The sequence below is a fragment of the Nocardia sp. NPDC059154 genome, assembly GCF_042755705.1.
Classification (GTDB): Bacteria; Actinomycetota; Actinomycetes; order Mycobacteriales; family Mycobacteriaceae; genus Nocardia.
This window is the reverse complement of record NZ_JBHZCS010000161.1, coordinates 1-5,164: the sequence shown is the minus strand read 5'-3', so window position 1 is coordinate 5,164 and position 5,164 is coordinate 1. Positions and strand designations below refer to the sequence as shown.

8 protein-coding genes are annotated in these 5,164 nt (G+C 65.7%); 2 read left to right on the top strand and 6 right to left on the bottom strand.

Annotated elements, in window-relative coordinates:
- Window positions 1-326: 326 nt before the first annotated feature.
- The 4 genes from ACFXN1_RS51200 to ACFXN1_RS51185 form a co-directional block, all read right to left on the bottom strand.
- The gene (locus ACFXN1_RS51200) at window positions 327-680 is read right to left on the bottom strand and encodes a transposase (RefSeq protein ID WP_379464150.1); all 354 of its coding nucleotides are present in this window, start codon (window positions 678-680) and stop codon (window positions 327-329) included.
- Window positions 677-1,060 (bottom strand): transposase, encoded by a 384-nt coding sequence (locus tag ACFXN1_RS51195; RefSeq protein WP_379445232.1) that lies wholly within the window; start codon window positions 1,058-1,060, stop codon window positions 677-679. Before ACFXN1_RS51195 ends, ACFXN1_RS51200 begins: the two co-directional genes overlap by 4 nt.
- Window positions 1,061-1,203: 143 nt before the next feature.
- Window positions 1,204-1,365, bottom strand: a complete 162-nt coding sequence (locus ACFXN1_RS51190; RefSeq protein WP_379445233.1) for a hypothetical protein — start codon at window positions 1,363-1,365, stop codon at window positions 1,204-1,206.
- 579 nt (window positions 1,366-1,944) lie between these two features.
- Complete coding sequence (locus tag ACFXN1_RS51185; RefSeq protein WP_379445234.1) at window positions 1,945-2,187, bottom strand: hypothetical protein; 243 nt, start codon at window positions 2,185-2,187, stop codon at window positions 1,945-1,947.
- Window positions 2,188-2,455: 268 nt separating this feature from the next.
- Here ACFXN1_RS51185 and ACFXN1_RS51180 point away from each other — a divergent pair, with 268 nt between their 5' ends.
- Window positions 2,456-2,773, top strand: coding sequence for a hypothetical protein (locus ACFXN1_RS51180; RefSeq protein ID WP_379445235.1), 318 nt, complete (start codon window positions 2,456-2,458; stop codon window positions 2,771-2,773).
- A 113-nt stretch (window positions 2,774-2,886) separates the two neighbouring features.
- Window positions 2,887-3,030 carry a hypothetical protein gene (locus ACFXN1_RS51175; protein ID WP_379464148.1) on the top strand — a complete coding sequence of 48 codons (144 nt, stop codon included), beginning with the start codon at window positions 2,887-2,889 and terminating at the stop codon, window positions 3,028-3,030.
- Here ACFXN1_RS51175 and ACFXN1_RS51170 read toward each other — a convergent pair.
- Together ACFXN1_RS51170 and ACFXN1_RS51165 are read right to left on the bottom strand one after the other, a co-directional pair.
- Window positions 3,008-3,565, bottom strand: coding sequence for a WHG domain-containing protein (locus tag ACFXN1_RS51170; protein WP_379445237.1), 558 nt, complete (start codon window positions 3,563-3,565; stop codon window positions 3,008-3,010). The genes ACFXN1_RS51175 and ACFXN1_RS51170 overlap by 23 nt on opposite strands.
- On the bottom strand, window positions 3,565-4,362 hold the full coding sequence (locus ACFXN1_RS51165; RefSeq protein ID WP_379445238.1) for an alpha/beta fold hydrolase: 798 nt from the start codon (window positions 4,360-4,362) through the stop codon (window positions 3,565-3,567). Before ACFXN1_RS51165 ends, ACFXN1_RS51170 begins: the two co-directional genes overlap by 1 nt.
- Window positions 4,363-5,164 lie beyond the last annotated feature (802 nt).

Here is a 5,164-nt window from a genome sequence, read left to right as displayed (position 1 = left end):
GTCCCGTAGGCGATCCCGCGTTCGTTCGTGTCGTACGTGGCAGCGTGACGTAGGCGCCCCACTCATCTCCTTCAATGCCCTCGCTGGGCATCGCCCCGAGCCCCGGAGGTTGCATCGGAGAACCTTGGACTCCGACGCAGGGCACGGCACCGGTTTCAGCGGTCGTTTCCGGTGGATGGGAACTTGCATCGACTGGAGATTGGGATTCAGGCAATCCAGCTTTCGCCATATCACGCGGGCCCCTCCGGCACCCCGTCCCCGACCACTGGGCCCGGTCACCGGATTCTCTGGCATGCTGTTGTCCCTGTTAGCCTTTCGGCATCAGGTCAGCCATTCGACCCAGGAACCTCCCTCCAAGTCCCTCCCGGCTGAGCCGGGGATACGACACGCCGCTTCGCGGCGCACAAGGATTGCTCGACGATCCAGCGGCCGGCGGTGACCTTGTCGCGGGTGCCGCGGCGCGCGATGTAGCCGGTGATACGTCGTTGCCGCAGTTCGGAATACACGCTGGGGTAGTCGTATCCCTTGTCCGCGATCAGGGTGGTGATCCGATGCCTGGGCCGGCCCGCACGCCCGCGAAGAGGCCTCACCCGATCGAGGAGCGTGGGCAACAGCAGGTGGTCGTTGACATTGGCACCCGACAGCGCTACCGCGAGCGGGAATCCGTTCCCGCAGGTCAGGATGTGATGCTTGGGACCGGTTTTGGCGCGGTCGACCGGGCTCGGACCTGTTGCGGCACCCCTTTTTTCGCCCGCACATGCGAGCCGTCGACCATCACCCGGTCGAAATCGATCAACCGGGCAGCGTGGCAACGGGCCAGCACGGCCTGATGGATCTGTTCGAACACTCCGGCGGCCTGCCAGTCCCGCAACCTGCGCCAACAGGTCATCCCTGACCCGAACCCCAGTTCCTGGGGCAGGTCTTCCCACCCGATCCCAGTGATCAGCACGAACAAGATCCCCTGCAGCACCCGGCGGCTGTCCATCTGCGGCGGCCCCGGTGTTCCGGCCGGTTTCACCGGCAGTAGCGGTTCGATTACCGCCCACAACTCGTCATCCACGATCCAAGGTGCTGCCACACCGAAACATCCTGCACTGCAACAGAACCCGACGCCAACCTACCGAACCTGTTAGGAGCTCTAAGTCTATGCCGTGCAGGCGCAGCCAATGTGCAGTGACCTGCGGATCTTGGTTAAAGGAGTTCTCAGCCGACGCGATCCCACGGCCCGACCAGATGAGGGCGCGCCTTATGGAATGCGGGGGCAGTCACGGCATCGATCTCGCCGCCGACGGTGCACCAGTGCGTGCTGTCGTCGGCGACCGAGGTCCTGGTGGTCAGCAGGCACGGATCGGAGGGACGGTTCATCGCCATCACCTGGTGTCATCGACCACACAGTGACCGGACTGTTTTCTGAACCCTGGACGTAGCATACTGTATCGGCGACGCGGACTGGGGCGCAGGCCAATTCCGGCGCGTAGGTGCTCTGCGATGTCAGGACTCGGTGTAGTCCGCCGCTCTAAACCCTGACCTGCCGGATGGCGACGATCAGGACAATGCCAAACACTGTCCATCCGATGAGCATCACGTCGGTGAGAACCCTCTGCCACATTGGATCCCCGGAGACGACAGGCGGCGCGATCGCGAGGAGCACCGCGCCGATCACCGAGAGTAGGCGGCTTCGCCACCCCGGATGCGAATGTGGGAAAGGGCGCCGACTTCCGCCGCCCTGCCTCTCTCCCCCACCGCCGGAACCAGCGCGAAGCGAAAAGGACACCGGCGCCAGGAAACCAGAACGCGAAACCGGTCCACAACACAACGTTCACCACCACCTCACCTTGTCGAACTCCTTGGGCTACACCCATTCCCGGCAGTATCGCGCTCGGCCCCGACACAGTTCGTGATCGTGGATCCGCCGGAGCATGGCGTGTTCCTCCCCCGTATCGCTCATACCCGGTCCTTCGTGGAGGAAAGCAGGGCCTCGCGTTCGTCGCTGGTGAGGTTGGCCAGCCATACCGCGCCCCACGGGGTGTCTCGGTAGTCGATCCAGACGGCCGCGCACGTCTCGCGCAGCAGCACCGCCCGCATCTGGCTGCGCTGGGGCTCGGTGGTCAGGCCGGCCTCGAACTCGTCGAGCTTGGCCTGACGCACCGTGGTCGCCCATCCCACCTGCTTGTCGGTCCCTGTCAACTCCGGCCAGCCCGCGCCCTGGCGTCGTTTCGGGCATTGATGGCGTCATAGTAACTCATTCAATAATGTTGCGCTGCAACAGATCTCCCGCGCATCGACCAGAACGTTCGGTATTAACGTCCCACACCGACCCGACAAGGCCCGCCTGCTCGCATGGTCTGCCGAGTATCGGGACCTGCACCCGGTCCTCAAATCCTGTAAAGGCCAACACGATTCGCGCGCATCACGTCGGGTCCCGGTGCGATGCTGGTCTGCGGGAGGCAGAACCATGGACAGTCCGAAAGAGCTGAAAGAGCAATTCAGGGAAGTTATCGCCGAGCTGAGCCGTACCAGCGCAGCCCCCGGGGCCGAAACCCTCGAACCGCTGCGCCAGGACCTCGCGCGGCTCGACGGTCTGGTGCGCAAGGTCCCCGACGACAGGAAGCGGTACGAGCTGGGCCTGCGCAGTCGCGAAGCTCACTCGCGGTGGGAGCAGGCGTGGTCGGAGTTCGAGCATCCGACGATCCTCGGCGCACAGCCTTCGCCGCTCGAACGCTCCCTCAACGCCCGCATACAGCGGGACAGGTGGGAAGGGTTCGAGCGGTAGGCGTTTCGCACGCCGCCATTGCGTCGGCGTCCGGGATGCGAGGGCCGGCGTCGGCGGTCGTACCGAACGCTCTGCTGGGTGCAAGGCAGATCGGTCGTGGCGCACCATCACCGATGGCGATTCAATGGTCGATCACGGTCAACGTCGTCGGCACCCGCGACCATCACGACAACCCCGACACCGTATACCGGTTGCGGCTAAAGGAAATCACCGCCGAACGCGGCAACTTCAGATTCACTGTGACGGTAGCGCGCTGAGCACCATGCGGGTCAGGGTGGCGAAGGACGTTTCGATGTCTTCGGCGAGTTGGAAGCCGCCCTGCGACTCCAGGGTGGCGAAGCCGTGCCCGGCGGCGCGGATGCAGCGGGTGAGGTGTACCGCGTCCGCGCCGGTGACGCCGCAACCGGCCAGCACAGCGAGGATGCTGTCCATCAGGCGGCGGCTGGCCGTGTCCCAGGCTGGTGTCTCACGCATGCTCTGGGGCATCATCGCGTACCGGCACGGGTGTTGCACGGCGTAGTCGCGGTAGGCGCGTAACAGGGCACCGACCGCCTCGGGGCCGCCGAGCCCGATCACCGAGCTGGTTGCCCGTTCGGTGAGTTCCTCGAGGACGCGCAGGCCCACCAGGTCCACCAGTTCGTCCAGGTTCTTGACGTGTTTGTACAGCGAGGGGGTGGCCACGTCGGCGCGGGTGGCCACCGCGGCGAGGGTCAGGGCGCGGGGTCCGCCCGCGTCGACGACGGCGACCGCGATGTCCACCACCGCGGTGGTGGACAGTCCGGCGCGTGGCATCACAGCTCCTTCAGGAACGTCAAGATGGCGTGCGCAGTGAACTCCGGGTTGTCGGTGTGCGGGTAGTGCCCCGATCCGTCCGACATCGTGACCCGGGACGGCCCGGAGACCTCGTCCGCGATCCGCCGCGCCTCGGCGGCGGGGTCGGCGAGGTCGCCGTCGTTGGTCCCCATGACGACCAGGGTCGGGGCGGCAATGCCCGACAGTTCCAGGGCCGGGTCGGCGGGCAGCGAACCGGTCAGGGCGCTCAAGGCCGCGAGGTGTCCCTTGCGGCGCAGCTTCGCCTTGTTATCGGCCAGGTATTCGGCGAAGTCGGCGGGCTTGGTACCCGGGTACAGCGACTTCAGGAACATCGTCCACAGCCAAGCATTGCTGGTGACCAGTTTCGTGGCCAGCCCCATGACGAAGCCGGGCTTGTCGTGGCGCACGGCGGCGCCCACGAGTACCAGGCCGCGGACAAGCTCGGGTTCGCGGACGGCGACCTGTCCGGCGGACTTCGCTGCGAACGAGTGGCCGACGATCACGGCGGGCCCGCCGAGGTGACCGATCAGGGCGGCGATGTCGTGGCCGACGGCGGTGGGGTGGTAGTGCGGCCAGTCGGCGCTGGAGTCGCCGTGGCCGCGGATGTCCTTGACGGCTACCCGGTTTCCGGCGTCGGCGAGCGCCGGGGCCAGGTACCGGAAGTCGGCGCGGTTGACGCCGATGCCGGGGACGCACACTACGAGTGGTCCGTCGGAGGGGCCGATGAGCTCGTAGGCGATGGTGCCGTCGGGAAGTGACAGGTGCTGGGTGGCCATGACGATCTCCTAGGCTACTGATAATAGCTTAAAAGCTATCATCAGTAGCTTGTACAGTCTAGCGAAGCGACGCACATCACACTCCGTGCCGGGTCGGGACAGCCGATGGACCGCGTCGATGTCGCGTTTGCGCAGGTAGGCGGCGTCCTCCGCGTGGTCGGGCGTCACGATGGCTGGCTAGCGGGCCGGTCCGGCTCGATACGCGTATCGATCGAGAGCACCAGCGCGTCCCGACCACCGTGCCCGGCCGAGGCCGTATTTCGGCTGTGATCGTCGGTTCCGGCCCCCAGTTCAGCTGGATTTGATGTAGGCGGAGACGACGATGTTTTTGTGGATCCGGCCGCGGCTGGACACTTCTTATCCGCCATTTCGTGCCCATTGCCCGATCACGGAGGTGCGTTCGTTGCTAACGGGGGGCGCGAGGCTTGTCGGTCCTGCGCTTACGCCTGCGGTCCCGGCCTACCTTTCGCGCGGGCTGAGCCCGCACCGCTCGACCAGCGCGCGGAGTCTTCTGGCGTTCTTGGCCAACAAGTCGATTTCGGACTCCACGCCGTCGAATTCCGCTGTAGACCGTTCCTTTCGCGGTGGACTTGCCGGCGTCGTCGTCGACCAGCTCGACAATGATCCTCTTCGGGCTGTGAAGTAATACGGGTGGAGCATGGATCAGGTTCCGTCAATACACGGTGCGTGGGGCAGTGGTGGGTGGGCGTCGGCGGAACCAGGACAAGATCATGAGCAGGAGGCTGACCACTGACGCTGCGGCGCAGAACAACCACACGGCCGAGTAGCCGGTCTCGGTCGG